Source organism: Bacteroides sp. A1C1, assembly GCF_004328515.1.
GTDB lineage: Bacteria > Bacteroidota > Bacteroidia > Bacteroidales > Bacteroidaceae > Bacteroides > Bacteroides uniformis.
Genome location: NZ_CP036491.1, coordinates 1,003,684 through 1,030,528, shown reverse-complemented (window position 1 = coordinate 1,030,528; position 26,845 = coordinate 1,003,684). Strand labels below are relative to the sequence as shown.

Here is a 26,845-nt window from a genome sequence, read left to right as displayed (position 1 = left end):
TTACTCTATCTATGGATAAAAAACTATATACAATCATTGTTCATTCGGAAAACTTTGCCGGTTTGCTGAATCAGGTGACGGCTGTGTTTACCCGCCGGCAGATAAACATCGAGAGTTTGAATGTATCGGCCTCCTCCATCAAGGGGGTACATAAATATACCATTACCGCTTGGACGGACAAGGATACCATTGAAAAGGTGACCAAGCAGATTACCAAGAAAATAGATGTGCTGCAAGCCCATTATTTCACGGATGATGAAATCTATCAGCACGAGATTGCCCTTTATAAAATAACGACCCCTACGCTGGAAGAAAAACCGGAGGTGTCCAAAGTAATCCGTAAGTACAATGCCCGTATTGTGGAGGTGAATGCTGTATTTGCCATTGTTGAGAAGAATGGCATGAGTGAGGAAATAACCAATCTTTATGAGGAGTTGCGCCAGTTGGATTGCGTACTTCAGTTCGTCCGTTCGGGTCGCGTAGCCATTACGACCAGCTGCTTTGAGCGTGTCAATGAATATCTGGCGGACCGTGAAGCAAAATATCGTCAAAGTAAACACCAGGAATCATGATGAGCGAGAACAATAAAATAGGTACCTACAAGTTTGTTGCCGAACCGTTTCATGTCGACTTTACCGGACGGCTGACAATGGGAGTATTGGGCAACCATTTGTTGAATTGTGCGGGTTTCCATGCCAGCGACCGCGGTTTTGGCATCGCGACTCTAAACGAGGACAATTATACTTGGGTATTGTCCCGTCTGGCTGTCGAACTGGATGAAATGCCTTATCAGTACGAAGATTTCTCCATTCAGACTTGGGTGGAGAATGTCTATCGCCTTTTTACAGACCGTAATTTCGCTATCATCGATAAGGAGGGCAAGAAGATTGGGTATGCACGTTCCGTTTGGGCGATGATTAGCATGAATACCCGTAAGCCGGCAGATTTGCTGGCTCTTCATAGTGGCAGCATTGTAGATTATGTTTGCGATGAGCCTTGCCCGATAGAAAAACCTTCGCGGATAAAGGTGGCCTCAAAGGAACCGGTTGCTGCTTTGGTAGCCAAATACAGTGATATTGACATTAACGGGCATGTGAACAGCATCCGTTACATCGAGCATATCCTTGATTTGTTCCCGATAGAGATGTATAAGGAGAAGCGCATCCGTCGTTTTGAAATGGCATATGTAGCCGAAAGCTATTATGGGGATGAGTTGACTTTGTTCATGGATGATGCCGGTGAGGGCGTTTACGATGTGGAGGTGAAAAAGAATGGCAGCGAAGTGGTCTGTCGCTCTAAAGTGATATTTACAGAGAAATAAATAAATTTATCAACGTTGGCGTAAGCCACAAATAAAAATTAAAACAAAAAATGGCACAATTGAATTTTGGTGGTGTTATTGAGAATGTAATGACCCGCGAAGAATTTCCTTTGGAAAAAGCACGTGAGATTTTGAAAGATGAAACAATTGCAGTAATCGGTTATGGCGTACAAGGCCCGGGCCAGGCTTGCAACTTGCGTGATAACGGTTTCAATGTGATTGTAGGACAACGTCCGGGCAAGACATACGAAAAGGCTGTGGCTGACGGATGGGTACCGGGTGAGACTTTGTTCGGCATCGAAGAGGCTTGTCAGAAAGGTACTATCGTCATGTGTCTGTTGTCTGACGCAGCTGTAATGTCTGTATGGCCGACTATCAAACCTTACTTGACTCCCGGAAAGGCTCTTTACTTCTCTCATGGTTTTGCTATTACCTGGAACGACCGTACCGGCGTGGTTCCTCCTAAAGATATTGATGTTATTATGGTTGCTCCCAAAGGTTCCGGTACTTCACTTCGTACCATGTTCCTCGAGGGTCGTGGCTTGAACTCATCATATGCCGTCTATCAGGATGCTACGGGTAAAGCTTTTGACAAGACGATTGCACTGGGTATCGGCATCGGTTCGGGATATTTGTTCGAGACAACTTTCATCCGCGAAGCCACTTCCGACTTGACCGGTGAACGCGGTTCATTGATGGGTGCTATCCAGGGATTGCTGTTGGCTCAGTATGAAGTATTGCGCGAAAACGGCCATACTCCTTCTGAAGCATTCAATGAAACAGTGGAAGAGTTGACTCAATCTTTGATGCCATTGTTTGCCAAGAACGGTATGGACTGGATGTATGCCAACTGTTCTACTACGGCACAGCGTGGTGCGCTGGATTGGATGACCCCGTTCCATGATGCCATCAAGCCGGTTGTACAGAAATTGTATGCAAGTGTGAAGTCGGGCAACGAAGCCCAGATTTCTATCGACAGTAACTCCAAACCCGATTATCGTGAGAAGCTGAATGCAGAATTGAAAGCCTTGCGTGAAAGCGAAATGTGGCAGACAGCTGTTACAGTTCGTAAACTTCGTCCGGAAAACAATTAATCAGCTTTATATAAATAGGTGAAATACCCTCTTCGGTGTTACCGGAGGGGGTATTTCTTTATTATTGATTCCCTATATTTTGAATAAACTCCAATAGCTTCCGGTAAAAACCGTGATGTTTCAGCGTCTCTGCCTCTCCCAATATTACCAGCTTCATACGTGCCCGGGTGATGGCTACATTCATTCTCCTTAAATCATTCAGGAATCCTATCTGTCCTTCTTCGTTGGCACGGACAAGGCTAATGAAGATAACATCGCGCTCTTGCCCTTGGAAGCCATCCACCGTATTTACAGTGAACAAGCTGCGATAAGGCTTGAGTGAAGCGTCTGCCTTTATCTTGCTGCGGAGATATTGCACTTGTGCCTTGTAAGGGGAGATGATGCCGATGTCTATTTTTTCTTCCAGAATGCGGTTGCCACCGATACGGTTGATGTAGATTTTCAGTTCTGATAGGAGCAGGTCCGCTTCCGCCTTATTAATGCGCCCGAAAGTCTCTCCCACAAATTCTTCTTTGAAATCCATTTCGGAGGTGTCAATCCAGTGGATGGGGGTATCCCAGTCCAGGATGCCCCGGTAACGCACTTCGGGAGCGGCTTCCAACTCGCTATTATAAAACCATTGGGAAGGAAATTTCATGATTTCCTCGTGCATGCGGTATTGCACTTTCAGCAAAGAGACAACGGCAGGTTTGTTGGACACCACTTTCTCCATCAATGTTCGTTCCAGACCTCCACGGGCGGCTTCGTAGCATTTTATGGTGGGCGGAAGTTGGCAGTGGTCACCCGCCAACACCACGCGGTCTGCCTTTCGGATGGCTATCCAGCAGGCAGCCTCTAAGGCCTGGGCTGCTTCATCAATGAAAAGGGTGCCGAAACGGCGTCCGTTCAGCAGCCGGTGATTGCTGCTTACCAGCGTGGAGGCTATGACATGTGCCCCATCAAAAAGCTCTGAATTGATTTGTATTTCCAATGCGGTGGCGCGGTCGCGCAGGCGGCTCATACGGCTGCGTACTCCTTCGCGTTCGTCATAGCTGCCACGGCGGGCACGGCTGCCCAGTTCACGGAGATTTTTCCGGATGCTCCACAGTTCCGGATAAAGTGGATGGTTCTCGAAACGACGCTCGTAGGTAAAGGAAAGCATCTTGTCGTTGACACGGGTCGGATTGCCGATACGCAGGACATTGACGCCACGGTCCACAAGTTTTTCCGAAATCCAGTCGACGGCGGTATTGCTTTGGGCACATACCAGTACCTGCGGTTCCCGATGCAGGGTTTCGTAGATGGCTTCCACTAAGGTGGTCGTTTTTCCGGTTCCCGGAGGACCATGTACAATGGCCACGTCGCGGGCACACAGCACTTTGTTTACAGCTGTCTCCTGCGTGGAGTTCAGCCAGGGAAACCGTACGGGGTAGAGCTCTCGGAAACCGGCTTTCGAGGTTCCCAGCAATATGTCCCGCAATTCGGCCAGGCGGTTGCCTTTGGAGCGTAACGTATCTTCCAAGGCTTCGAACATGGTCCGATAGGATGTTTCGTCGAAATAAAGTTGCACGCCGAGGTTGTCCGTTTCCTGCACTTCCATAACGGCACCGGCTCCGGGCATTATCGCTACCATCCGTGTCTCGTCGGCATAGCTTACGGTAGCGGTGAAGTTCATATAGGTTATTTTCCCATCGGCAGACTGGCGGAAAAAACATACGGGACGGCCGAACTCAAAATTATGTTCTATATCGGTATTTTCTGTGTGTGTAATTTCTATTACTAATTGATTCAGTGAATTATAGTAACTTCGTCCCGGAGTGGCAGGATACCAGCAAAGTCCCCGTTTCACTTTCCGGGCAACTCCCATGTTTTCGGTTTGGCGTTTGAATTCCTCTTTTTCGTATTCGTATTCCATGCGCAGCAAAAGTTGTTGCTGCTGGAGGTGAATAATAGGACTATTTGAATCTTGTTCCTTCATGGTTGCAAAGGTAATCATTCTTCGCTTCCGACGGAAAAAATGCTTTATTTTGTTAAACTATTCAGCCTTTTTATTTGTTTATGATATTAATTTGTAATCTTTACAATAATGAAAAACTAAAAAATAGTGGTTATGGTATATGATTTAACGATGCTCAAAACGTTTTATGCCGCTTATTCGGAAAAGATAGAACGCGTACGGAACGTACTGCGGCGTCCGATGACTTTAGCGGAGAAAATTTTGTATGCTCATTTGTATGATGGGGATAAAGTGAAGAACTACAGACGGGGAGAAGACTATGTGAATTTCCGTCCCGACCGTGTGGCCATGCAGGATGCAACGGCTCAAATGGCCTTATTGCAATTTATGAATGCAGGCCGTGAGCAGGTTGCCGTGCCTTCCACTGTGCATTGTGACCATTTGATTCAAGCATATAAAGGTGCAAAAGAAGATGTTGCGACTGCTACGAAGACCAACGAGGAGGTCTATAATTTTCTCCGTGATGTTTCTTCCCGCTATGGCATAGGTTTTTGGCAGCCGGGAGCAGGCATTATTCACCAGGTGGTATTGGAGAACTACGCATTTCCGGGTGGAATGATGGTAGGCACGGACTCTCATACGCCCAATGCCGGAGGTTTGGGCATGGTGGCCATTGGTGTGGGTGGTGCCGATGCGGTGGATGTGATGACCGGCATGGAATGGGAACTGAAAATGCCGCGTCTGATAGGCGTACACTTGAAGGGTAAATTGAGTGGCTGGGTAGCTCCCAAAGATGTTATTCTGAAGTTGGCGGGTATTCTTACTGTAAAAGGGGGAACCAATGCCATCATTGAATATTTTGGACCGGGAACCGCTTCATTGTCTGCCACTGGAAAGGCTACCATCTGCAATATGGGGGCAGAGGTGGGGGCGACTACCTCCCTTTTCCCTTACGATGAGCGTATGGGTACCTACTTGAAGGCTACCGGACGTGAAGAAGTGGCAAAAATGGCTGCTTCCGTAGCTGCCGACCTTCGCGCCGACGACGAAGTGCTGGCAAATCCGGAAAAATATTACGACCGCATCATTGAAATAGACCTCTCGCTATTGGAACCGTATATCAACGGGCCCTTTACGCCGGATGCAGCAACACCGATATCGAAATTTGCCGAGGTAGTGATAACCAATAACTATCCCCGCCGGATGGAAGTCGGCCTGATAGGGTCGTGCACCAATTCGTCCTATCAGGATTTGAGCCGCGCAGCCTCCCTTGCCCGGCAGGTAAAGGAAAAGAATTTGAAGGTTGCTTCTCCGCTGATTGTCAACCCCGGTTCGGAGCAGATACGTGCCACTGCTGAACGCGACGGCATGATTGCCGCTTTCGAAGATATTGGCGCAACGATAATGGCGAATGCCTGCGGACCTTGTATTGGCCAGTGGAAGCGCGATACTGATGACCCCGAACGCAAAAATTCCATCGTCACCTCTTTTAACCGTAATTTTGCCAAACGTGCCGATGGAAATCCCAACACTTTTGCTTACGTCGCTTCCCCGGAGATAACGATGGCGCTGACCATTGCCGGTGACCTTTGTTTCGACCCGTTGAGGGATACGCTGGTCAATGCCAAAGGAGAGGTTGTGAAACTGTCCGAACCGGTCGGTGAAGAACTGCCGGCACACGGGTTTATAGGAGGAAAGGAAGGATACATTGCTCCAGGCAAAGGACAGACGGAAATTACGGTCAATCCTCATTCACAGCGCTTGCAACTGCTGACTCCCTTCCCTGCCTGGGATAGCATGGATTTGCTGAATATGCCTTTATTGATTAAAGTGCAGGGGAAATGTACCACCGACCACATTTCCATGGCAGGGCCATGGCTCCGTTTCCGGGGACATCTGGAGAATATTTCGGATAATATGCTGATGGGAGCTGTCAATGCTTTCAATGGAGAGACGAATAGTGTCTGGAATCGCTCTACCAATACCTATGGAACGGTGTCAGGCACGGCGAAATTGTATAAATCCGAAGGCATCCCTTCCATTGTCGTTGCCGAAGAGAATTATGGTGAAGGTTCCAGCCGTGAGCATGCTGCCATGGAACCACGTTTCCTGAATGTACGCGTCATTTTGGCGAAAAGCTTTGCCCGTATCCATGAGACGAATTTAAAGAAACAAGGCATGTTGGCGTTGACCTTTACGGATAAGGCCGATTATGACAAGATTCGGGAACGCGACCTGATTTCTGTCATGGGTTTGAAAGATTTTGCTCCGGGACGCACGTTGAAGGTGGTTCTTCATCACGAGGACGGGAGTAAAGAAAGTTTTGAAGTACAACATACGTATAACGAACAGCAGATAGCCTGGTTCCGGGCCGGTTCTGCACTTAATGCAAGATAGAATATGGAAAAAATTACTGTACCTTTTATTACCGGCGATGGGGTGGGAGCAGAAGTGACCCCATCCATGCAGGCTGTCGTGAATGCCGCTGTCAAGAAATCCTATGGTGACCGGCGTGGCATTGAATGGAAAGAAGTGCTGGCAGGAGAACGTGCCTTCCACGAAACCGGTTCCTGGTTGCCGGACGAAACCATGGAAGCCTTCCGTACCTATAAGGTGGGCATCAAAGGTCCTTTGACAACTCCCGTCGGCGGAGGTATCCGTTCCTTGAACGTAGCCTTGCGTCAGACGCTCGATTTGTATGTCTGCCAACGTCCGGTACGTTGGTATAAGGGCATTGTTTCTCCACTCAAAGAGCCGCAGAAGGTGGATATGTACGTATTCCGTGAGAATACCGAGGATATTTATGCAGGCATCGAATGGGAAGCCGGAACTCCGGAGGCTGAAAAGTTCTATCGTTTTCTCCATGATGACATGGGGGTGACAAAAGTCCGTTTTCCCGAAACCTCCTCGTTTGGCGTGAAGCCCGTTTCAAGAGAAGGAACAGAGCGCTTGGTGCGTGCCGCCTGCCAATACGCCCTTGAGCATCATCTGCCTTCCGTGACGTTGGTACACAAAGGAAACATCATGAAATTTACGGAAGGCGGCTTCAAGAAGTGGGGGTACGAACTGGCAGAACGTGAGTTTGGTAAAGAGCTGGCAGAAGGGCGTCTGGTCATCAAGGACTGCATTGCCGATGCATTCTTGCAGAACACGTTGCTTATCCCTGAAGAATATTCCGTGATTGCCACGTTGAATCTGAACGGCGATTATGTGTCCGACCAACTGGCTGCCATGGTAGGCGGCATCGGCATTGCACCGGGTGCGAATATCAACTATAAAACGGGGCATGCCATTTTTGAGGCTACTCACGGGACGGCTCCGAACATTGCCGGGAAAGACATTGTGAATCCCTGTTCCATCATCCTTTCCGCTGTGATGATGCTTGAATATCTGGGTTGGAAGGAAGCAGCCTCTCTTATAGAGAACGCCTTGGAGCAAAGTTTCACAGAAGCCCGTGCTACTGCCGACTTGGTCCGTTTTATGCCGGGTGGCGTCTCGCTGTCCACTTCGGCTTTCACCCGGGAGATTGTAAGGAGAATAGAAAATGGGAATAACGAATAAAACGAAACGATTATGAAGAAGGAGTATCTGATTTACAAGCTTTCCGAAGATTTGAAGGAAGCTACCCGGATTGAGAATGAACTGTTCAGGAAGTTTGATGTGAAGCGCGGTTTGCGTAATGAGGACGGCACGGGAGTCTTGGTGGGGTTGACCAAAATAGGCAATGTGGTCGGCTATGAACGCATCCCCGGTGGAGGGCTGAAGCCTATTCCCGGCAAATTGTTCTACCGCGGTTATGATGTGGATGACTTGGCACACGCCATCATCAAAGAGAAGCGTTTCGGTTTTGAGGAAATTGCCTACTTGTTGCTTTCCGGTCGCCTGCCCGACAAGGAAGAACTCTCTTCTTTCCGTGAGCTCATCAACGACAACATGCCGCTGGAACAGAAGACCAAGATGAATATCATTGAACTTGAAGGAAACAACATTATGAACATCCTGGCGCGCAGCGTGCTCGAGATGTATCGTTTTGACCCTGATGCAGATGACACTTCCCGCGATAATCTGATGCGGCAGAGCATTGAGCTTATTTCGAAATTCCCGACCATCATTGCGTATGCCTATAACATGCTTCGCCATGCCACCCATGGCCGTTCATTGCATATCCGCCATCCGCAGGAAAACCTTTCCATTGCCGAGAATTTCCTCTATATGCTGAAGAAGGACTACACGGAGCTGGATGCCCGCACACTCGACCTGCTGTTGGTTCTTCAGGCCGAGCACGGTGGTGGTAACAACTCCACTTTTACCGTACGTGTCACTTCTTCTACCGGGACGGATACTTACTCTTCGATAGCGGCAGGTATCGGTTCCTTGAAAGGGCCGCTTCATGGAGGTGCCAATATTCAGGTTGCCGATATGTTCCACCATCTGCAGGAAAACATTCAGGACTGGACGAACGTGGATGAGATTGATACTTACTTCACCCGCATGCTCAACAAGGAAGTCTATAACAAGACCGGTTTGATATATGGTATCGGACATGCCGTCTATACCATTTCCGACCCGCGCGCCATTCTGCTGAAGGAGCTTGCCCGCGACCTTGCCCGCGAAAAAGGGAAAGAACGTGAGTTCGCTTTCCTTGAACTGCTCGAGGAGCGCGCCATTGATGTGTTTGGCCGTGTGAAGAATAATGGAAAGACGGTTTCGAGCAATGTGGATTTCTATTCGGGCTTTGTCTACGAGATGATTGGGCTGCCGCAGGAAATCTTCACGCCTTTGTTTGCCATGGCACGTATTGTCGGTTGGTGTGCACATCGCAATGAAGAATTGAACTTTGAAGGTAAGCGTATTATCCGTCCTGCCTATAAGAATGTTTTGGATGAGGTGGCTTATGTGCCCATTAAGAAACGGTAAGGATTAGACTTGTATCTTTTAAATCGTTCCATCACGGGGGAAAAATCGTTCCACCATGGTGGAACGATTTTTTCTCCATGGTGGAATGAAATTTACTCCATGATGGAACGATTAGATTTTCGTATCTCTACTGCTTAATCTTCTCAGTAAAAAACACTGGTTTTTGCATGAAAAAACAATTATCCGGGGAAAACGATTTGTTTGTTGTGAGTTTTCTTTATCTTTGCTTCGCATAAATAAAGAACTATGAATCAGGAAACTTTTCAGATATTTCTGTGGGTAATGAGTGCTGTGGCATTGGTTGTCTTTATTGCACTCTATTTTGTCAAAGCGGGTTATGGCATGTTCCGTACTGCCTCGTGGGGAATCTCCATCAATAATAAATTGGCGTGGGTGCTTATGGAAGCGCCGGTATTCATCGTCATGTTTGGGTTGTGGGGGAAGAGTGGAGCGGGATTTGCCGTGCCGGTATATTTCTTCTTCCTGCTGTTTCAGTTGCACTATCTTCAGCGGGCCTTTATTTTTCCGTTCCTGCTGAAAGGTAAAAGCCGGATGCCGGTAGCTATTATGGCGATGGGTATCGTCTTCAACCTTTTGAACGGGATGATGCAGGCGGGCGGTTTGTTCTATTTCGCTCCCGAAGGCTTGTATGCCGATGGCTGGGCCTATTTGTTGAAACCTCATGCCTTGTTGGGAGTCATTCTGTTTTTTGCGGGTATGTTCGTCAATTTGCATTCTGACTATGTGATACGTCATCTGCGCAGGCCGGGTGATGCGAAGCATTATCTTCCCGGAAAAGGACTTTACCGATACGTCACTTCTGCCAATTACTTCGGTGAACTGGTGGAATGGACGGGGTTTGCCATACTCACAGCTTCTCCCGCCGCCTGGGTGTTCGTCTGGTGGACGTTTGCCAACCTTGTTCCCCGTGCCGATGCCATTCACCGCCGTTATCGGGAGGAGTTTGGTGATGAGGCGGTAGGAAAGCGCAAACGCATCATTCCATTTCTTTATTAATGGAAAATGGAGAGTTGAAAATGGAAAATGAATAATTCATAACTTATAACTCATAACTCATAACTCATAACGATGGAATCCAAGTTATTCACCCCCGTCACTTTCGGACCGTTGACTTTGCGTAACCGTACCATCCGTTCGGCTGCTTTCGAGAGCATGTGTCCCGGAAACGCTCCGTCGGACATGTTGCTCGACTATCATCGGTCGGTAGCGGCGGGAGGTATAGGTATGACTACTGTTGCTTATGCGGCAGTTACTCAGAGCGGCTTGTCTTTTGACCGCCAGTTGTGGATGCGTCCTGAGATTATCCCCGGACTCCGTAGGCTGACTGATGCCATACATGCGGAGGGGGCTGCGGCAGGCATCCAGTTGGGACACTGTGGCAATATGTCCCATAAGAGTATTTGCGGTTGTATGCCTGTCGGTGCATCTTCCGGTTTCAATCTTTATTCTCCTACTTTTGTGCGCGGACTTCGTGCCGATGAGCTGCCGGAGATGGCGCGCGCTTATGGACGTTCGGTGAATCTGGCACGGGAGGCCGGATTTGATTCTGTAGAGATTCATGCAGGGCATGGCTATCTCATCAGCCAGTTCTTGTCCCCGTCCACCAACCATCGGAAAGACGAGTTCGGAGGCTCGTTGCAGAACCGTATGCGTTTTATGGATATGGTGATGGAAGAAGTGATGAAGGCTGCCGGCAGTGATATGGCTGTGCTGGTGAAGATGAACATGCGCGACGGTTTCCGTGGAGGGATGGAGCTGGACGAGACGATGCAGGTGGCCCGGAGGCTGGAGCAGTCGGGAGCACATGCGCTGGTCTTGAGCGGTGGGTTCGTCAGTAAGGCGCCGATGTATGTCATGCGGGGCGAAATGCCTATCCGCAGCATGACGCATTACATGACCTGCTGGTGGTTGAAATACGGTGTACGCATGGTAGGCAAATGGATGATACCGAGCGTACCGTTTAAGGAAGCCTATTTCCTGGAAGATGCCTTGAAATTCCGTGCCGCCTTGAAGATACCGTTGGTTTATGTGGGTGGCCTGGTTTCCAGGGACAAGATAGATGAGGTGCTGGATGACGGCTTCGAGGCTGTGCAAATGGCACGTGCTCTGCTCAATGAGCCGGGGTTCGTCAACCGCATGCGTGCCGAAGAGAATGCACGTTGCAACTGCCAGCATAGTAATTATTGCATTGCCCGGATGTATTCCATCGAGATGGCATGCCATCAGCATTTGAAGGAGGAGCTTCCACCTTGTCTGAAAAAGGAGATAGAGAAAATCGAAGCGAAAGGCTGATTTTTAGTTTTTAATTTTCAATTTTTAATTATTAAAGTGAATTTAGCTGTTATAACCGGGGCAGACGGTGGCATGGGCATGGAAATTACCCGCGCAGTGGCAACTGCCGGCTATCAGGTCATCATGGCATGCCGTGACCCTCAAACTGCCGAACCCAAGCGGCAACTGCTGATGCGTGAAACCGGTAATCCGCGTATTGAGATTGCTCCCGTTGATTTGGCATCTCTGGCTTCAGTGGCCGCATTTGCAGAGCATCTGTTGAAGCGGGGAGAGCCGTTGGCATTGCTGATGAACAATGCCGGAACTATGGAAACGGAACGCCGCATTACCGAAGACGGACTGGAACGGACGGTGAGTGTCAATTATGTAGGGCCTTACCTGCTGACCCGCAAGCTGCTGCCATTGATGGGAGAGGGGAGCCGTATTGTGAATATGGTATCTTGTACGTATGCCATCGGTCATCTTGACTTTCCGGATTTTTTCCTCCGGGGAAAGAAGGGTGGCTTTTGGCGCATTCCTATATATAGCAACACGAAGCTGGCATTGACTCTGTTCACCATCGACTTGGCCAGTCGTGTCAAGCACAAAGGTATTGTTGTGAATGCGGCTGATCCAGGGATTGTGTCTACCAATATCATTACCATGCATATGTGGTTTGACCCGCTGACAGATATACTTTTCAGGCCTTTCATCCGTACTCCCCGTAAGGGAGCTGCAACGGCTGTCAGCTTATTGCTGGATGAGGATGCCGGTAAACGTACGGGTACATTGAATGCCAGTTGCCGTCCCAAGTCTCTTTCGGAGAAGTATACCCGGCATGTACAGATGGAAGAACTGTGGGAGAGGACGGAAAGTATAGTGAAGAAATGGTTGTAAAAAGACAGAGAAGGCGCATATGGCGCCTTCTCTGTTTATGGGGTATCTGAACTGGCTGTCATCAGATCGACAGTTCTCTCAGTACATTTACAAGGTCTTTCTTGATGGGTTTGTCATTTTTGATGGCTTTCGTGAAAGGAACGTATACCACTTCATCGTGGTCAATGCCTATCATGACATTGCGCTGTCCTTCCATGATGGCGTCGATGGCGGCTGCGCCCAGACGGCTGGCAAGGATACGGTCGTGTGCCGTAGGACTACCACCGCGTTGCAAGTGACCGAGGATGGTTACGCGTACGTCATATTGGGGGTATTCGTTCTTTACACGCTCTGCATAGTGCATGGCACCGCCGGTCAGTTCACTCTCGGCTACCAGTACGATACTGCTGTTCTTGGATTTCCGGAAACCGTTCTTGATGAATTCTTCCAGTTGGTCTACTTCCGTACTGAATTCCGGGATAATGGCTGCTTCTGCTCCGGAGGCGATGGCACCGTTCAGAGCGAGGAAACCGGCATCGCGTCCCATGACTTCTACGAAAAACAAGCGTTCATGGGAAGTGGCTGTATCACGGATTTTGTCCACAGCATCCAGGATCGTGTTCAGCGCGGTGTCGTAGCCGATAGTGGTATCTGTTCCATAAAGGTCATTGTCGATAGTTCCCGGCAGCCCGATACAAGGCACGTCAAACTCTTGTGCAAAGATACGAGCACCGGTCAGCGAACCGTCGCCTCCGATAATCACTAAGGCGTCAATGCCTTCTTTCTTCATGTTGTCGTAAGCAATCTGGCGGCCCTCGGGAGTCGTGAACTCTTTGCAGCGGGCTGTCTTCAGGATTGTACCACCCAGCTGGATGATGTTGCTGACATTTTGGCTTTTGAATTCTTTGATTTCGCCGGTTACCAGACCTTTGTAACCTCTATATATACCTTTAACTGAAAGTCCGTTGTAAATAGCCGAACGTGTCACGGCACGTATGGCTGCGTTCATTCCCGGAGCATCACCTCCTGATGTCAAGATACCAATGCACTTAACTGTTCCCATAACAATCTTTTTGTTTAGTATTAATAATCATGATGAAAAATAGATTTGGACTATTTTTTCATGCCGCAAAGATAAGGAAAAAGCTGAGGCCGTGACTAATAAATTACGTTAATTTGCTGTTTCAAAAGGATGACAAACTGTTATTTAAGTTTTGACTTTATGGCTTCTGAAATTTCTTCCATCAGCCATTTAGGGGTGGAAGTGGCTCCGCAGACACCGATGGAATTGGCACCGGCTAACAGAGAACTATCTATTTCTTCGGCACTGTCTATCAAATGTGAATTGGCATTGACTTTTTTACACTCACTGAACAGCATCTTGCCGTTGGAACTTTTTTTACCGCTAACAAAGAATATTAAATCATGGGAAGCGGCAAATTTTCGGATATTGGGTATCCGGTTTGCTACTTGTCGACAGATAGTGTCGTATGATTCAAAAGTAACTTCCGGTGAGATGTGTCCCTCTATGTATTTTACAATGTTTTGAAATCCGTCCAGAGATTTTGTGGTCTGGGAATAGAGCCGGATGTCTTTGCTGAAATCCAGTTTCCTTGCCTCTTCCTGCTTTTCAATAACGATGGCCTTTCCCGTAGTTTGACCTACCAGTCCCAGTACTTCGGCGTGTCCATTTTTGCCATAGATGACAATTTGTTTGTCTTGGCCGTCTTCCTGGACATACTCTTGCTTTATCTTCTTTTGCAGGCGGAGTACGACCGGGCAGGTTGCGTCAATGATTTCTATATTGTTGCGGCGGGCAATGTCATAAGTTTCGGGGGGTTCTCCATGAGCGCGAAGCAACACCTTGGCGTTGTGGAGGTGGTTGAATTCCTCATGGTTGATGGTAATCAGTCCCATTGCTTTCAGGCGTTCCACTTCACGGCTGTTGTGCACGATATCTCCCAGACAATAAAGGGTTCCTCCTTTCGCCAGTTCCTCTTCTGCCTTGTTTATTGCGGTGACAACTCCGAAACAGAAGCCGGAGCCTTCGTCTATTTCTACTTTTGCCATATCCGGTTCAGTTCTTCTCCTTTATAACCCGTTCGAATTGTTCGGCCAGCCATTCCTTTTGTTGGGAAATGGTCAGGTGGCTGTTGTCCAACAATAAAGCGTCAGAAGCTTTGCGCAGCGGACTTACTTCCCGGTTTTGGTCAATATAGTCCCGTTGTTTCACATTTTCCAGAATTTCGTCAAAGCTGGCTTCTTCCCCTTTGGCCTTCAGTTCATCATAGCGGCGTTGTGCCCGTATTTCGGGGCTGGCAGTTACAAAAATTTTCAGCTCGGCATCCGGGAAAACGGTAGTGCCGATGTCGCGCCCGTCCATAACGATGCCTTTGGCCTTGCCCATCTCTTGTTGCTGTGCCACCATAGCTTCGCGTACGAAATCCAATGCTGCAATGGGACTGACACGTGAAGACACTTCCATGGTACGGATTTTGTTTTCTACATTTATTCCGTTCAGGTAGGTGTCCGGGCGTCCGGTTTCGGGGTTCAGGCGGAAAAAAATATGTATATCCTTTATTAGACTTTTAAGTTTTTCGGTATCTATGCGGTCACCCTGGAAAATACCATTCTCCATACTATATAATGTTACTGCCCGATACATGGCACCGCTATCTATATATATGTAGCCGATTTCGCGGGCGAGGTCTTTGGCCATAGTGCTTTTTCCGCAAGAGGAAAAGCCGTCGATTGCTATTGTTATCTTTCTCATGACTTTTATACTATAGTTATATAGGTATAACACCTGCAAAACAGAAAATTTCAATATTTCATTTAAAATTCTTGCCAAAGATACGGTATTTTTAAAATATCTCGTTACATTTGTGGCACAAAAGCACATGGAGGCTTTTGAAGGATTAAAAAAATGAAAATGGAGCGCCTATTGTGTAAAAAAAAACAGCAGTGCGTGAACATTCTTGGGAAAAGTGCTATATTTGCCCCAAATGAGAAACACTAAAATTATATTATAAATTATGGAAATTAAGAAATCACCTAAGGCAGACTTGGAGAGTAAGAAGTCGACTTGGCTGCTTGTCGGTTATGTGATTGTGCTCGCTTTCATGTTTGTTGCGTTCGAGTGGACAAAGCGTGACATCAAGATTGATACGAGCCAGGCTGTTGCCGACTTAGTATTTGAAGAGGAAATTATTCCTATTACGGAACAACCGGAGCAGGTTACTCCTCCGCCCCCGAAGCTCCTGCAATTGCAGAAACCTTGACTATTGTTGAGGACGATGCTGACGTGGAAGAAACTGCTATCGTATCTTCTGAAGAATTGAACCAGGCTGTGGAAATTAAATATGTTCCCGTAGCAGTGGAAGAAGAAGAACCGGAAGAACAGACTATTTTCGAAGTGGTAGAACAGATGCCTGAATTTCCGAATGGTGGTATGGCTGGTCTGATGCAGTATCTGAGCAAGAACATCAAATATCCTACTATTGCACAGGAAAACGGAACTCAAGGTCGTGTAACTGTACAGTTCGTGGTTAATAAGGATGGTAGTATTGTAGATGCTAAAGTTTTGAGAGGTGTTGATCCGTATTTGGACAAAGAAGCTGTCCGCGTGATTATGGGTATGCCGAAGTGGAAGCCCGGTATGCAGCGTGGTAAACCCGTTCGCGTTAAGTATACTGTACCTGTAATGTTTAGATTGCAGTAATAAAATATCTATAAGTGGGAGAGGCTGCCGGAATGCAGCCTCTTTTCATTATCCGCTATTTCCTAAATTCTGAAAATGTCATGTTTACAGCTTCCGAGCTTTTAGAAAGAATAAATTCTCATATTGCAGAATTGCAGTTTACCCGTACTCCTCAAGGTTTATATGCTCCCATTACCTATGTGCTGTCCATGGGTGGAAAAAGAATCCGTCCGGTATTGATGTTGATGGCCTACAATCTGTATCAGGAGGATATTACCCGTATTTTTAATCCTGCAATGGGTATTGAAGTGTATCATAATTATACTCTTTTGCACGACGACTTGATGGACCGTGCAGACCGTCGCCGTGGCAAGGATACAGTACATAAAGTCTGGGATGACAATGCTGCCATTCTTTCGGGGGATGCAATGCTTGTATTGGCTTATCAGTTTATGGCTCAATGCCCGGTTGAACATTTGAAAGAAGTGATGGATATATTTAGCTTGACCGCACTTGAAATCTGTGAAGGGCAACAGCTGGATATGGAGTTTGAACATCGGAAAGATGTGAAGGCAGAGGAGTATCTGGAAATGATTCGTCTGAAAACTTCGGTATTGTTGGCTGCAAGTCTGAAGATTGGTGCTCTTTTGGGAGGGGCTTCTTCTGAAGATGCGGAGCTGTTGTATGATTTTGGCATGAACTTGGGTGTCGCTTTTCAGTTGAAAGATGACTTCCTGGATGTTTATGGCGATGCTGCCGTCTTTGGAAAGAATATTGGAGGTGACATTCTGTGCAATAAAAAGACCTACATGCTGATAAAGGCTTTTGAACATGCGGATGAAGGCCAGTTGACTTATTTGAATGCTTGGGTGGATGCTGTTTCATTCAATCCGGAGGAGAAGGTTGCTGCGGTGACGGAACTGTATAACCAGATTGGTGTCAAGGAGTTGTGTGAGAAAAAAATGGAAGAGTATTGTGAGCGCGCAATGGAAAGTTTATTGGCGGTGAACGTGGCGGATGAAAAGAAGGAAGAATTGAAGAGCTTGATGGCTAACTTGATGCATCGGGAAGTGTAACTTAAATCCGGGAGAAATGCCTTATAGAAGATTGCCTAATACAGATCAAGCGAGAATACGGGCGCTGAAAGCAGTGGTCGTCAAGGGTGATATATGTAATGTGTATGATTTGGCCGTATCTTTGAAGGTATTGACTGATGCGCGGAATTTTCTTACAAAGTTTGAAGCTGCGCAAGCTTATTATGCCGACTGTTTTGAGCGGCAGGCTCGGGCGGGACGTAAGCATCAGGCTAATGTAAAGACTGCCCGTCTGTATATTTCTCATTTTATCCAGGTGTTGAATTTAGCTGTCATCCGTTCTGAAGTGCGTATTGCTCATAAGGAATATTACGGTTTGGACACAAGCAACAATAATGTGCCTGATTTATCGACAGAGCCTGCTTTGGCAGAGTGGGGGCGTAAAATCGTGGATGGGGAAAACAAGCGTATATCTCAGGGAGGAATTCCCATTTATAACCCTACGATTGCAAAAGTGAGGGTGCATTATGATATTTTCATGGATAGTTATGAGAAACAAAAGAATCTTCAATTTTTAACAGCCCGCAGTTTGGACACCTTGGCTTCGATGCGTGCAGAAGCGGATGAGTTGATTCTGCATATATGGAACCAGGTGGAAAAAAAATTTGAGGAGGTTACTCCTAATGAGAAACGGTTGGATTTATGCCGTGATTATGGAATAATCTATTATTATCGTACTGGTGAAAAACGCAAAGAGTAAGTTGAAGAATGAGATTGATTGATTCACATTCCCATCTTTTTTTAGAAGAGTTTGCAGGGGATTTGCCCCAAGTGATGGCCCGTGCCCGTGAGGCAGGAGTCACGCATATTTTTATGCCCAATATCGATAGTACCACCATAAAGCCTATGCTTCGGGTGTGTCGTGAATATAAGGGGTATTGCTATCCAATGATTGGGTTGCATCCCACGTCTGTGGATGCGGATTATGAAAAGGAGTTGGATATAGTGGCCCGGGAGCTGGCCTCATCGAACGAATTTGTTGCAGTTGGTGAAATTGGTATGGATTTGTATTGGGATAAGACTTTTCTCAGAGAACAGCAAAGGGCGTTGGGCAGGCAGATTGAGTGGGCTTTGGAATACGATTTGCCGGTAGTGCTGCATTGTAGGGAAGCGTTCGACCATATATATAATGTGTTGAAACTTTATCGGCAGACTCCTTTGAAAGGAATTTTCCATAGTTTTACGGGGACCTCGGAAGAGGCCTGCAGGATTATGGAATTTGCGGATTTTATGATAGGAATAAATGGTGTGGTGACTTTCAAGAAATCAACTTTGCCCGAAGTCTTGAAGAATATTCCTTTGGAACGTATCGTGCTGGAAACCGATTCCCCTTATCTGACTCCGGTTCCCAATCGAGGCAAGAGGAACGAAACCGCATATGTTAAGGATACTTTGGTAAAGGTGGCCGGAATCTATGGGAATTCTCCTGAAAAGGTGGCTCAGGTTACTTCTGATAACGCTTTAAAAGTGTTCGGAATGCTCAAATAAGCTCTTTAAGATTTTAAAGTTTATTAATTTTGAGATTTTATTTAATATAAAACGGGGAGAATGAGGCAGAACAACAAAAAAAAGAATACATTTGTAGCTGAAAACGCTTGTGGTTCGCATTTTTTTTGTAATTTGCACCCGATTTCAGAAAAGGCGTCTATTGGAGAGATGCTCGAGTGGTTGAAGAGGCACGCCTGGAAAGCGTGTATACCCCTAAAGGGTATCCGGGGTTCGAATCCCCGTCTCTCCGCAATGTGATAAAATGGAGATAAAACAACAAATTATAATAAATAAATTAATTAATTAATCTTAAAAATTAGACACACAATGAAAAAGTTATTTGCAATTGTTGCTGTGATGGGAGTCTTAACATTTGGCTCAACTCAACTTGCTCAGGCTCAAGATGCTCCTGCAGCTGAACAAACTGAACAAGCAGCTGTAGCACCTGCTGCTGACGCTGCTGCTCCTGCCGCTATGGAAGCTGCAGAAGGTGGTATCCACAAAGAGATTAAAACAAAGTTCATTGAAGGTACTGCATCTTTCATGAGTTTGGTAGCTATCGCATTGGTTATCGGTCTTGCATTCTGTATTGAACGTATCATTTATTTGAGTTTGGCTGAAATCAATACAAAGAAGTTCTTGTCTGCTATCGAAGCTGCTTTGGAAAAAGGTGACGTTGAAGCTGCTAAAGACATCGCACGTAACACAAGAGGTCCTATTGCTTCTATCTACTATCAAGGTCTGATGAGAATTGACCAAGGTATTGACGTAGTAGAAAAGTCTGTAGTATCTTATGGTGGTGTACAAGCTGGTTACTTGGAAAAAGGTTGCTCTTGGATTACACTGTTCATCGCTATGGCTCCGTCTTTGGGATTCTTGGGTACTGTAATCGGTATGGTGCAGGCATTTGATAAGATTCAGCAGGTAGGTGATATCTCTCCGACGGTTGTAGCAGGTGGTATGAAGGTTGCCTTGATCACTACTATCTTCGGTTTGATCGTTGCTTTGATTCTGCAGGTATTCTACAACTATATCTTGTCTAAGATTGAAGCTTTGACAAGTGAAATGGAAGATTCTTCTATCTCACTGTTGGATATGGTTATCAAATATGACTTGAAATACAAAAAATAATTAAGATGGCTAAGTTATCATATAAAGTATCATACTACGTACTGTATGTCATGTTCGCTATCATCTTGGTAGTGTTAGGCTTGTTCTACTTCGGTGGAGATGCTCAGGGCGATGCAGTATTGATGAGTGTTGACGCAGAAATGTGGCAACCGGCTCAGACAGACGCATTGATTTATTTGATGTATGTCTTGTTCTTTATAGCTATTATTGCTACCGTGGTTGGTGTTGTGTTCCAATTTGGATCTGCACTGAAAGATAATCCGGGAGCAGCGTTGAAATCTTTGATCGGTTTGGTTATATTGGTTGCAGTTGTTGTTATTTCTTGGGCTATGGGTAGTGAAGAGCCACTCGTTATTCCGGGTTATAGCGGAACTGAAAATGTTCCTTTCTGGTTGAAGCTTACTGATATGTTCCTCTATTCTATCTATATCTTGTTTGCTGGTACAATCTTGGCAATCATTTTTAGTAGCATTAAGAAGAAATTATCATAACCGATTGAGGTAAATCAATCTAAAGAGTAATTACAATGGCAAAAGGAAAAAGAAAAGTTCCTGATATTAACTCAAGTTCTACAGCGGATATTGCATTCTTGTTGCTGATTTTCTTCTTGATCACGACATCTATGGATACTGACCGTGGTTTGGCAAGACGTTTGCCGCCTCCACCGGAAAAAGACCAGAAGATTGAGGACCAGAAGAAGAAAGAACGTAATGTTCTGCAAGTCTTCTTAAATATGCAGGACCAGTTAATGTGTGGGAATGATTATATTACAGTTGACCAATTGCGTGCGAAAACAAAAGAATTCATTGCCAATCCGTACAATGATGAAACGAAGCCGGAAAAGATTTCAAAGAATGTTGCTTTCTTCGGTACGGTTCAAGTAACGGAAAATCATGTGGTTTCTTTGCGTTGTGACCGCGGTTCTTCCTATAAGGCATATATGGCTGTACAGAATGAGTTGGTAGCAGCTTATAATGAGTTGCGTGATGAATTGGCTCAAGAGAAGTGGCAGAAAAATTATGCTGAGTTGGATCAAGAACAGCAAGATGCAATTCGTGAAATTTATCCTCAGAGAATTTCTGAGGCAGAACCTAAAAAGTACGGAGAAAAGAAGTAATGGGAAAATTTAATAAGACTGGTAAACGTGAGATGCCGGCGTTGAACACTTCTTCTCTGCCTGACCTTATCTTCACCTTGTTGTTCTTTTTCATGATTGTGACAACGATGCGTGAGGTAACATTAAAGGTTGAGTTTAAGGTTCCGCAAGCTACGGAATTGGAGAAACTGGAGAAGAAGTCGTTGGTTACGTTTATCTACGTAGGAAAACCTACTGCCGAATTTCGTAAGAAGTTAGGTAACGAGAGCCGTATCCAGTTGAACGACAGTTATGCTGAAGTTGCTGAAATTCAAGATTATATTATTGGTGAACGTGCCAGTATGAAAGAAGAAGATCAGCCACAGATGACAGTGTCTTTGAAAGTTGACCAAGATACGAAAATGGGTATCGTAACAGATATCAAGGAAGCTCTTCGTCAAGCTTATGCTTTGAAGATTAACTATTCTGCGCAACCGCGTCAGTAAGAGTTGATTTAAGATATAATAAAGGTCGTTTCATTTGTTGAAACGACCTTTATTGTTTTAAGTATATTGGATTTTTAAGATTTCACATTATATACTTCGCAGTAGATGTGTTCCTTTACAGAGTCAAAATCCTTTCCACATTCTATATCTCCATAGGCCATGATGAGCATAGGTAGGTAGTTGTCTCCTGCTTTGTAGGGTGGTTGTTGGTAGGGCTTTTCCCATAAGGAGAATCCTTGCCGTTGATAGAAGTTAATGCGGCGTTTAGCCATTTCTTCTTCGGGTATTTCCACTTCCAAGACGATGGGATGTTTTAAGAGTTGGCACAAATGGTTCAGTACACTCTTTCCATACCCGCCGTTACGCTGTGCGGGGTCAATGGCAAAATGCTCTATATAGTAGAAATGTCCGAAATCCCAGTAAGTGATGAGGCCTACCGGGGTGTTGTTATGGAAGATGATATTGTTATAGAAGTGCGTTTTGGTATCTGTATACTTGCGCAATTCCTCCAGTTCCCGGTACTCCTCTGAAGGGAACGATTGAGTCATTAATTTCTCCATATAGCTGTACAAGTCTGTGTCAGCTGTTGTAATACGTTGAAGTCTGATCATAAGTTCTTTAAGTTTAGTTTGTTCTTATTCTGTATAAAATTCAATGATGCGGCGGATAGCTCGTTGGCAGATAGGACAGAAAGTGGGATATTCATTGGTACGCATGCGGCAATTGTCTGCCGGACGGTAGATGCCTTTGGCAGAATAGCCGGCTCCTTCATATACACCTACGGGATATGTTCCACTTTCAGAAGAGGGAGTAGGAACGGGAGTTCCTTGTGCAAGCATGTCTTCCCACTTGGAGGTGAAATTGATTCTCGTGCTGATATTCTGTTCCCAGGGTTCCACATCTAATGGATAGGTATCTGTCATCACGTCATTGTCATAGAAATATTCATCGGCCAGTCCGCCAAAGCTATGCCCGAACTCATGTACCACAACGGGGCGGAACATTGGATGGTGGGCGGTAGTAAGGGTATAGGAATTATAGATTCCACCGCCGCCATATTCTTCCGTATTGGCAAGGATGATGATGTGTTCATACGGTATTCCAGCCAGCGCATCGTGTATGGATTTGACACGGGAGGTTGTCAGATACCGGTCTGAATAGAATGTGCTGAAATGAGAACTGAATGCTGTCCGTTTCCATTCTCCGAGGCGTGGTACACTTACTCCGCTGTCTTCGGAGGGGCTGGCCACTGCTACAATGTTGAAGTACTTTTTCATGGACCGGAAGGGTTCGTGGGCAAACAGACTTTCGCAGGCAATGGCTGCATCTTTGTAGAATACCGGCATCTCTTCGGGAGTATATCCTTCTGCAAGGATGGCTACGTCGATGCATTTGTCTGTATTGCCGCTTTGCAGCAGATATTTATGTGGTGTGATGTGGGCAGTACCTTTCTGCTGTATTAGGATATCGTCGGGACTGACCGTATGTTTCATGCTTGCCCGTACATTTCTACGCGGGTCAAGGAGTGTTATTTCTATTTCTGCAGGACGAAGGGGATAGGGAAGGAGGAAGGTGTTTTCGAATCCTTTGGTTACTGCTTTGGCTTCATCTGTTTCCAGCCACTCCTGAAAGAGCGAAGAAAAGGATGTTTTGTAGATTACGTTGCCATTGGCAGCATCCCGCATAATGATTTGTCCGTTTCCTTGCAGGGGCAGTTCAGACAAGTGATGCTTCCTTCCTGCCCAAGAGGGGAGACAAGACAGTCCGTCCAGGCATATCTCTTGTTTGGCTGCATTTCCGGTAAAGATATAGTCGATACGTAGGGTCTTATCGGCAAAATAATCGGCAAAGCTTTGGGCATGCAAGGATATTGCTGCCATCAGGCATAATAGGAATAAGGAATACTTTTTCATAACGGTTCATTATTATTGCTACGACAAAGATAATATCTTTAAAGCTCATCTGCAATTTTCCAGTCGTGCGAGATGGAATTTGCGTATACGCTTTGAAATGCCTGATATGCGGTATTATTCTTTTTTTGTAAGAAAAGTTATAAACCGTATTTTTATTGGCGAAAAAATAGCTAACTTTGCATATTGCCGTATAGATATGCAGGAGATATAGTAATTTATTAATCATTAGAATTTGAAATGGGACATCATCAGTTGGATACTTTAGACGAACAGATTTTAAAACTTATAGCCGATAATGCACGCATTCCTTTCCTTGAAGTGGCTAGAGCTTGTAATGTATCGGGAGCAGCCATTCATCAGCGCATTCAAAAGCTGACAAACTTAGGTATATTGAAAGGTTCTGAATATGTGATTGATCCGGAGAAGATAGGATATGAAACATGCGCCTATATCGGTATCTACCTAAAGGATCCTGCTTCCTTCGATGCTGTAACGAGAGCATTGGAAGCTATTCCCGAGATTGTGGAATGCCATTTTACAACGGGCAAGTATGATATGTTCATAAAGCTTTATGCCCGCAACAACCATCATTTGCTGAGCATCATACATGATAAGTTGCAGCCGCTGGGACTGGCGCGTACGGAAACCTTGATTTCTTTTCACGAAGCCATCAAGCGGCAGATGCCTATAACGGTAGAAGAAGAGGAAGATTGATTCTACCGACGGATATAATCGACGAATGCATAAGGGCAGGGATGCTTCTCATCTGCGGGGTGAGACTCCCTGCTTTTTTCTTGCCATACAGTCGGAGCGACTTCGGGAAAGTAGGCGTCCACCTGAGTGGCTTCTGCATCCACTTCGGTCAGGCAGAGGGCATCCGCAAAGGGGAATGCCTGGCGATAAACACTTGCACCGCCGATGATGTAGACGTGTTCGTTGGGTTGGCAACTGTTCAGTGCTTCTTCCAGTGAGGGAAAAACTTCTGCACCGGGACAGAGCAAATCTTTTTGAGTGGACAGAACAACGTTGCGGCGGTTGGGAAGCGCGCCTTTGGGGAGAGATTCAAAGGTCTTTCGGCCCATGATGATGGTATTTCCCGTGGTGAGGGCTTTGAAACGCTTTAAATCATTGGGAAGCCAAAATAGCAATCGGTTCTGATAACCGATACCTCTCTTTCTATCTACTGCGGCGATAATACTAATCATATGTGTGTAAAATTCTTTTCTCTTTCTATCTTTTTATTATAGGATTTATACTGACACTTTCCCTGCAATATGCGGATGCGGGTTATAGTTGATCAGCTCGAAATCCTCGAACTTGAAGTCGAAGATGCTTTTCACATCAGGATTGATTCTCATCTGCGGCAAATCCCGCGGTTCACGAGATAGTTGGAGCTTTACCTGCTCCAAATGGTTCAGATAGATATGGGCGTCTCCTAAGGTATGGATGAAATCCCCGGCTTTCAGTCCGGTGACTTGTGCCATCATCTGCAGGAGCAGGGCATAGGAAGCGATGTTGAAGGGCACTCCTAAAAAAATGTCCGCACTACGCTGGTACAGTTGCAGACTCAGTCGTCCGTTGGCGACATAGAACTGGAAGAAAGCGTGGCAGGGAGGGAGGTTCATGTTGTCCAAATCGCCTACATTCCATGCGCTGACTATAATCCGGCGTGAGTCGGGATTGTGCTTGATGGTTTCTACAGCTTCGCTGATCTGGTCGATGGATCCGCCTTTATAGTTCGGCCAGGAGCGCCATTGATATCCGTAGATATGTCCTAGGTCGCCGTTTTCGTCTGCCCATTCGTTCCAGATACGTACACCGTTGTCCTGGAGATATTTCACATTGGTGTCTCCCTGGAGGAACCATAGCAGTTCGTATATGATTGATTTAAGATGCAGCTTCTTGGTAGTAAGGCAGGGGAAGCCTTCATCCATGTTGAAACGCATTTGGTGGCCGAATACGCTGATGGTGCCGGTACCCGTACGGTCGCTTTTCTCTACGCCTTCGGTCAGTACGCGGTTCAGCAGGTCTAAATATTGTTTCATGATGTAATGCTCTGTTTTTATCCGAACGCAAAGGTAGGGGAATTAATTAAAGATTAATAATTAAAAATTAAAAACTTAGAGGAAGGGGGTCATCAAGTTTCCCACCCAGCCTACGAATTTCTTCCATCCGGAACGCTTTTTCCAGACTTCAGGAGTGAGCAGCGTACTGTTTTGCATGTCTCGTTCGAACATGGCATTCAGTTCATTGGTGGTCTTGGGGTCGAAGATGAAAGCGTTTGTCTCGTAGTCGTAGCGCAGGCTGCGGCTGTTGAGATTGGCGGTACCTACTGTGCAAAAAGTGCTGTCTACCATCATTATCTTGGAATGGTGGAAGCCGCCGTTGAAGAGGTATATCTTGGCTCCTTTCTTCATCAGCTTATGTGCTATATAGAATGAGGCATCCGGTGTAAAGGCTATGTCTGACACGGCAGGTATCATGATTTCCACTTCAGTACCTTTTTTCAGTGCGTTCTTGATTGCCTTGCGGATTGATTTGGTCGGAACGAAATAGGGATTCACGATTCGGATATTCTTCTGTGCGGCTTGTATGGAAGCTGCATAGGCATGGCTGATGGAGCGTGGTGTTTCGCGTGGCGTGCGGTCTACGATGGCTATTTCTTCGGCAATACTGTCGGGCAGTTGCGGAGTGTCCGGAAAATAGGCGGGACCTCCAACGTGTTGTCCCGTCTCCCGGTTCCACATGGTCAGGAAGATGCCTTGCAGATAGCGCACGGCATCTCCTTCAAGATGTATGTGCATATCGTGCCATTTACCGATTTTAGGCAATCCGTTGATGTAGTAGTCGGCGATGTTCATGCCACCGGTATAACCTATCTTTCCGTCAATTACTACTATTTTCCGATGGTCGCGGTGTATGGCGTGGTTTACCCAGGGAAAAGTGATAGGGTCGAACTTGACGATTTCGATGCCTTGGGCATGGATGGATTTCAGATGGTGTTCCTTCAATGGTTGGTTGTTGGACCAGTTACCGAAGGCATCGAACATGGCGCGGACTTCAACCCCTTCCTTGACCTTCTCTGCCAGAAGGCTGAACAAGGCATTGGCTATGGAGTCGTTGCGGAAATTGAAATATTCCAGATGGATATGATGCCGGGCATGGCGGATATTCTCGAAGAGGTCGACGAACTTGTCATGACCGGTCATCAGTAATTTCACTTCATTGTTGTAAGTAACGGGAGCGCCCATTTCCTTCAAGTAATTCATGACGATGGAATCGCTTGTTGTTTGCGCTTCGATATTCCCAATAGAAAAAACGAATAATGTGATGAATAGAATCTTTCTCAAAACTTTCTCCTCTTATTTAGTTTTCTGAGTGGGCAAAGATACAATTTCTTGTTGATATATGTCTGTCCGTTTAAAAAAAAAAATTAGCCCTTACCTTATTGGATAAGATAAGAGCCAAGACTTTGTTGGAGTAGTGCATGTCCTCTTTCTCC

Annotated in this window: 26 protein-coding genes, 1 tRNA gene and 1 pseudogene; 19 read left to right on the top strand and 9 right to left on the bottom strand. The window is 46.1% G+C overall.

What is annotated here, in order from left to right; genetic code table 11:
* Positions 1 to 11 precede the first annotated feature (11 nt).
* From ilvN to ilvC, 3 genes are read left to right on the top strand one after another with little or no spacing between them, the layout of a single operon-like run.
* Positions 12 to 572, top strand: a complete 561-nt coding sequence (gene ilvN, locus EYA81_RS04460; protein ID WP_005833135.1) for an acetolactate synthase small subunit — start codon at positions 12 to 14, stop codon at positions 570 to 572.
* On the top strand, positions 572 to 1,321 hold the full coding sequence (locus tag EYA81_RS04455) for an acyl-[acyl-carrier-protein] thioesterase (protein ID WP_034523242.1): 750 nt from the start codon (positions 572 to 574) through the stop codon (positions 1,319 to 1,321). Before ilvN ends, EYA81_RS04455 begins: the two co-directional genes overlap by 1 nt.
* 50 nt (positions 1,322 to 1,371) lie before the next feature.
* Positions 1,372 to 2,415: a ketol-acid reductoisomerase gene (gene ilvC / locus EYA81_RS04450; RefSeq protein WP_005833131.1), complete on the top strand. Its 1,044-nt coding sequence runs from the start codon at positions 1,372 to 1,374 to the stop codon at positions 2,413 to 2,415.
* A gap of 61 nt (positions 2,416 to 2,476) precedes the next feature.
* On the opposite strand, the gene EYA81_RS04445 is transcribed toward ilvC, so the two are convergent.
* On the bottom strand, positions 2,477 to 4,372 hold the full coding sequence (locus tag EYA81_RS04445; protein ID WP_131225397.1) for an AAA domain-containing protein: 1,896 nt from the start codon (positions 4,370 to 4,372) through the stop codon (positions 2,477 to 2,479).
* A 132-nt stretch (positions 4,373 to 4,504) separates the two neighbouring features.
* Between EYA81_RS04445 and EYA81_RS04440 the strand changes: the two genes are divergently transcribed.
* From EYA81_RS04440 to EYA81_RS04415, 6 genes are all read left to right on the top strand, one after another.
* The gene (locus EYA81_RS04440; RefSeq protein ID WP_131225396.1) at positions 4,505 to 6,748 is read left to right on the top strand and encodes an aconitate hydratase; all 2,244 of its coding nucleotides are present in this window, start codon (positions 4,505 to 4,507) and stop codon (positions 6,746 to 6,748) included.
* 3 nt (positions 6,749 to 6,751) lie between these two features.
* Positions 6,752 to 7,912: an NADP-dependent isocitrate dehydrogenase gene (gene icd / locus EYA81_RS04435; RefSeq protein ID WP_131225395.1), complete on the top strand. Its 1,161-nt coding sequence runs from the start codon at positions 6,752 to 6,754 to the stop codon at positions 7,910 to 7,912.
* A gap of 12 nt (positions 7,913 to 7,924) precedes the next feature.
* Positions 7,925 to 9,268, top strand: coding sequence for a citrate/2-methylcitrate synthase (locus EYA81_RS04430; RefSeq protein ID WP_131225394.1), 1,344 nt, complete (start codon positions 7,925 to 7,927; stop codon positions 9,266 to 9,268).
* A 246-nt stretch (positions 9,269 to 9,514) separates the two neighbouring features.
* Entirely contained in the window at positions 9,515 to 10,285 is a 771-nt protein-coding gene (locus EYA81_RS04425) for a DUF1295 domain-containing protein (RefSeq protein WP_131225393.1), read from the top strand.
* Positions 10,286 to 10,357: 72 nt separating this feature from the next.
* Positions 10,358 to 11,581: an NADH:flavin oxidoreductase gene (locus tag EYA81_RS04420; RefSeq protein WP_131225392.1), complete on the top strand. Its 1,224-nt coding sequence runs from the start codon at positions 10,358 to 10,360 to the stop codon at positions 11,579 to 11,581.
* 36 nt (positions 11,582 to 11,617) lie between these two features.
* Positions 11,618 to 12,457, top strand: a complete 840-nt coding sequence (locus tag EYA81_RS04415; protein ID WP_117964109.1) for an SDR family oxidoreductase — start codon at positions 11,618 to 11,620, stop codon at positions 12,455 to 12,457.
* Between the two features lie 61 nt (positions 12,458 to 12,518).
* Here EYA81_RS04415 and pfkA read toward each other — a convergent pair whose 3' ends face one another.
* The 3 genes from pfkA to cmk all read right to left on the bottom strand — a co-directional run bounded on the left by pfkA (position 12,519) and on the right by cmk (position 15,209).
* Positions 12,519 to 13,499, bottom strand: a complete 981-nt coding sequence (gene pfkA, locus EYA81_RS04410; RefSeq protein WP_005827137.1) for a 6-phosphofructokinase — start codon at positions 13,497 to 13,499, stop codon at positions 12,519 to 12,521.
* 140 nt (positions 13,500 to 13,639) lie between these two features.
* A complete protein-coding gene (locus EYA81_RS04405; RefSeq protein ID WP_117964110.1) occupies positions 13,640 to 14,506 on the bottom strand; it encodes a 4-hydroxy-3-methylbut-2-enyl diphosphate reductase in 867 nt (288 codons plus the stop codon).
* 7 nt (positions 14,507 to 14,513) lie between these two features.
* Entirely contained in the window at positions 14,514 to 15,209 is a 696-nt protein-coding gene (gene cmk, locus EYA81_RS04400; protein WP_131225391.1) for a (d)CMP kinase, read from the bottom strand.
* Positions 15,210 to 15,471: 262 nt separating this feature from the next.
* Between cmk and EYA81_RS04395 the strand changes: the two are divergent.
* The 9 genes and pseudogenes from EYA81_RS04395 to EYA81_RS04355 all read left to right on the top strand — a co-directional run bounded on the left by EYA81_RS04395 (position 15,472) and on the right by EYA81_RS04355 (position 21,430).
* Positions 15,472 to 16,157: pseudogene (locus EYA81_RS04395) on the top strand (energy transducer TonB).
* A gap of 80 nt (positions 16,158 to 16,237) precedes the next feature.
* Positions 16,238 to 17,212, top strand: coding sequence for a polyprenyl synthetase family protein (locus EYA81_RS04390; protein WP_117600078.1), 975 nt, complete (start codon positions 16,238 to 16,240; stop codon positions 17,210 to 17,212).
* Between the two features lie 16 nt (positions 17,213 to 17,228).
* Positions 17,229 to 17,930 (top strand): hypothetical protein, encoded by a 702-nt coding sequence (locus EYA81_RS04385; protein WP_131225390.1) that lies wholly within the window; start codon positions 17,229 to 17,231, stop codon positions 17,928 to 17,930.
* A gap of 8 nt (positions 17,931 to 17,938) precedes the next feature.
* Positions 17,939 to 18,718, top strand: a complete 780-nt coding sequence (locus EYA81_RS04380; RefSeq protein WP_117600032.1) for a TatD family hydrolase — start codon at positions 17,939 to 17,941, stop codon at positions 18,716 to 18,718.
* A gap of 162 nt (positions 18,719 to 18,880) precedes the next feature.
* Positions 18,881 to 18,968, top strand: a tRNA-Ser gene (locus tag EYA81_RS04375).
* 77 nt (positions 18,969 to 19,045) lie between these two features.
* A complete protein-coding gene (locus EYA81_RS04370; protein WP_117964113.1) occupies positions 19,046 to 19,849 on the top strand; it encodes a MotA/TolQ/ExbB proton channel family protein in 804 nt (267 codons plus the stop codon).
* A 5-nt stretch (positions 19,850 to 19,854) separates the two neighbouring features.
* Positions 19,855 to 20,340 carry a hypothetical protein gene (locus tag EYA81_RS04365; RefSeq protein WP_117600034.1) on the top strand — a complete coding sequence of 162 codons (486 nt, stop codon included), beginning with the start codon at positions 19,855 to 19,857 and terminating at the stop codon, positions 20,338 to 20,340.
* Between the two features lie 35 nt (positions 20,341 to 20,375).
* Positions 20,376 to 20,966 carry a biopolymer transporter ExbD gene (locus tag EYA81_RS04360; protein WP_117600035.1) on the top strand — a complete coding sequence of 197 codons (591 nt, stop codon included), beginning with the start codon at positions 20,376 to 20,378 and terminating at the stop codon, positions 20,964 to 20,966.
* Positions 20,966 to 21,430: a biopolymer transporter ExbD gene (locus EYA81_RS04355; protein ID WP_025833345.1), complete on the top strand. Its 465-nt coding sequence runs from the start codon at positions 20,966 to 20,968 to the stop codon at positions 21,428 to 21,430. Before EYA81_RS04360 ends, EYA81_RS04355 begins: the two co-directional genes overlap by 1 nt.
* 74 nt (positions 21,431 to 21,504) lie before the next feature.
* Here EYA81_RS04355 and EYA81_RS04350 read toward each other — a convergent pair whose 3' ends face one another.
* The gene (locus EYA81_RS04350; RefSeq protein ID WP_117600036.1) at positions 21,505 to 22,041 is read right to left on the bottom strand and encodes a GNAT family N-acetyltransferase; all 537 of its coding nucleotides are present in this window, start codon (positions 22,039 to 22,041) and stop codon (positions 21,505 to 21,507) included.
* A gap of 24 nt (positions 22,042 to 22,065) precedes the next feature.
* Complete coding sequence (locus EYA81_RS04345) at positions 22,066 to 23,343, bottom strand: IgA Peptidase M64 (protein WP_117964115.1); 1,278 nt, start codon at positions 23,341 to 23,343, stop codon at positions 22,066 to 22,068.
* Between the two features lie 237 nt (positions 23,344 to 23,580).
* Here EYA81_RS04345 and EYA81_RS04335 point away from each other — a divergent pair, with 237 nt between their 5' ends.
* Complete coding sequence (locus EYA81_RS04335; protein WP_005827104.1) at positions 23,581 to 24,057, top strand: Lrp/AsnC family transcriptional regulator; 477 nt, start codon at positions 23,581 to 23,583, stop codon at positions 24,055 to 24,057.
* A gap of 2 nt (positions 24,058 to 24,059) precedes the next feature.
* Here the strand turns inward: EYA81_RS04335 and EYA81_RS04330 are convergent, their stop codons facing one another.
* From EYA81_RS04330 to cls, 3 genes are all read right to left on the bottom strand, one after another.
* Positions 24,060 to 24,548, bottom strand: coding sequence for a dihydrofolate reductase (locus EYA81_RS04330; RefSeq protein ID WP_117964116.1), 489 nt, complete (start codon positions 24,546 to 24,548; stop codon positions 24,060 to 24,062).
* A 45-nt stretch (positions 24,549 to 24,593) separates the two neighbouring features.
* Complete coding sequence (locus EYA81_RS04325) at positions 24,594 to 25,388, bottom strand: thymidylate synthase (RefSeq protein WP_117964117.1); 795 nt, start codon at positions 25,386 to 25,388, stop codon at positions 24,594 to 24,596.
* A gap of 75 nt (positions 25,389 to 25,463) precedes the next feature.
* The gene (gene cls / locus EYA81_RS04320) at positions 25,464 to 26,645 is read right to left on the bottom strand and encodes a cardiolipin synthase (RefSeq protein ID WP_255425205.1); all 1,182 of its coding nucleotides are present in this window, start codon (positions 26,643 to 26,645) and stop codon (positions 25,464 to 25,466) included.
* Positions 26,646 to 26,845 lie beyond the last annotated feature (200 nt).

Excerpts from the sequence above, each read along its gene's own strand:
- EYA81_RS04325 (WP_117964117.1), bottom strand. The coding sequence starts at position 25,388 with ATGAAACAATATTTAGACCTGCTGAACCGCGTACTGACCGAAGGCGTA.
- EYA81_RS04425 (WP_131225393.1), top strand. The coding sequence starts at position 9,515 with ATGAATCAGGAAACTTTTCAGATATTTCTGTGGGTAATGAGTGCTGTG.
- EYA81_RS04455 (WP_034523242.1), top strand. The coding sequence starts at position 572 with ATGAGCGAGAACAATAAAATAGGTACCTACAAGTTTGTTGCCGAACCG.
- EYA81_RS04440 (WP_131225396.1), top strand. The coding sequence starts at position 4,505 with ATGGTATATGATTTAACGATGCTCAAAACGTTTTATGCCGCTTATTCG.
- EYA81_RS04345 (WP_117964115.1), bottom strand. The coding sequence starts at position 23,343 with ATGAAAAAGTATTCCTTATTCCTATTATGCCTGATGGCAGCAATATCC.
- EYA81_RS04370 (WP_117964113.1), top strand. The coding sequence starts at position 19,046 with ATGAAAAAGTTATTTGCAATTGTTGCTGTGATGGGAGTCTTAACATTT.
- EYA81_RS04380 (WP_117600032.1), top strand. The coding sequence starts at position 17,939 with ATGAGATTGATTGATTCACATTCCCATCTTTTTTTAGAAGAGTTTGCA.
- EYA81_RS04330 (WP_117964116.1), bottom strand. The coding sequence starts at position 24,548 with ATGATTAGTATTATCGCCGCAGTAGATAGAAAGAGAGGTATCGGTTAT.
- EYA81_RS04385 (WP_131225390.1), top strand. The coding sequence starts at position 17,229 with ATGCCTTATAGAAGATTGCCTAATACAGATCAAGCGAGAATACGGGCG.
- pfkA (WP_005827137.1), bottom strand. The coding sequence starts at position 13,499 with ATGGGAACAGTTAAGTGCATTGGTATCTTGACATCAGGAGGTGATGCT.
- EYA81_RS04360 (WP_117600035.1), top strand. The coding sequence starts at position 20,376 with ATGGCAAAAGGAAAAAGAAAAGTTCCTGATATTAACTCAAGTTCTACA.
- EYA81_RS04355 (WP_025833345.1), top strand. The coding sequence starts at position 20,966 with ATGGGAAAATTTAATAAGACTGGTAAACGTGAGATGCCGGCGTTGAAC.
- ilvN (WP_005833135.1), top strand. The coding sequence starts at position 12 with ATGGATAAAAAACTATATACAATCATTGTTCATTCGGAAAACTTTGCC.
- EYA81_RS04420 (WP_131225392.1), top strand. The coding sequence starts at position 10,358 with ATGGAATCCAAGTTATTCACCCCCGTCACTTTCGGACCGTTGACTTTG.
- EYA81_RS04335 (WP_005827104.1), top strand. The coding sequence starts at position 23,581 with ATGGGACATCATCAGTTGGATACTTTAGACGAACAGATTTTAAAACTT.
- EYA81_RS04365 (WP_117600034.1), top strand. The coding sequence starts at position 19,855 with ATGGCTAAGTTATCATATAAAGTATCATACTACGTACTGTATGTCATG.
- EYA81_RS04350 (WP_117600036.1), bottom strand. The coding sequence starts at position 22,041 with ATGATCAGACTTCAACGTATTACAACAGCTGACACAGACTTGTACAGC.
- icd (WP_131225395.1), top strand. The coding sequence starts at position 6,752 with ATGGAAAAAATTACTGTACCTTTTATTACCGGCGATGGGGTGGGAGCA.
- ilvC (WP_005833131.1), top strand. The coding sequence starts at position 1,372 with ATGGCACAATTGAATTTTGGTGGTGTTATTGAGAATGTAATGACCCGC.
- EYA81_RS04390 (WP_117600078.1), top strand. The coding sequence starts at position 16,238 with ATGTTTACAGCTTCCGAGCTTTTAGAAAGAATAAATTCTCATATTGCA.
- cmk (WP_131225391.1), bottom strand. The coding sequence starts at position 15,209 with ATGAGAAAGATAACAATAGCAATCGACGGCTTTTCCTCTTGCGGAAAA.
- EYA81_RS04445 (WP_131225397.1), bottom strand. The coding sequence starts at position 4,372 with ATGAAGGAACAAGATTCAAATAGTCCTATTATTCACCTCCAGCAGCAA.
- EYA81_RS04405 (WP_117964110.1), bottom strand. The coding sequence starts at position 14,506 with ATGGCAAAAGTAGAAATAGACGAAGGCTCCGGCTTCTGTTTCGGAGTT.
- EYA81_RS04430 (WP_131225394.1), top strand. The coding sequence starts at position 7,925 with ATGAAGAAGGAGTATCTGATTTACAAGCTTTCCGAAGATTTGAAGGAA.